1 protein-coding gene is annotated in these 303 nt (G+C 68.6%); it reads right to left on the bottom strand.

Features of this window, described 5'->3' with window-relative positions:
- Window positions 1-303 (bottom strand): DUF1045 domain-containing protein (locus H2O73_RS23785; protein WP_182110767.1); only part of this gene is annotated, 303 nt, incomplete at both ends.

Below are 303 nucleotides of genomic sequence, written 5' to 3'. Positions count from 1 at the left end.
GCGCAGACCCTGTCGAAAACACCCCGCACCGTCGTGGCGACCCGCCGCAACTCGGGCGATCCCCGGAGCGGTACGATACCCAGACCCGCCCGGCGGCGCGCCATGCGCAGGGCCGGCAGCTTGATCGGGCCGAAATAATCCGCGATCGCACGGACGGTATGGTGCAGATCGAGCGGGCTGTGACCCCGGGCGAGGCGAAAGGGCGCGAGGATCGGCGCCTGAAACCCGAAGCGGCGGTGGCGTCCGATCAAGGCCAGCGGTGCGCGGGGAAGTTTTTCGATGTTCAGCAGGGCCGATTCAGTG

Origin of the sequence: Vibrio marinisediminis, from assembly GCF_014050145.1 — a bacterium.
Classification (GTDB): Bacteria; Pseudomonadota; Gammaproteobacteria; order Enterobacterales; family Vibrionaceae; genus Vibrio; species Vibrio marinisediminis.
Note: the sequence above shows the minus strand (reverse complement) of the source record. Positions and strands in the feature narration are given on the sequence as shown.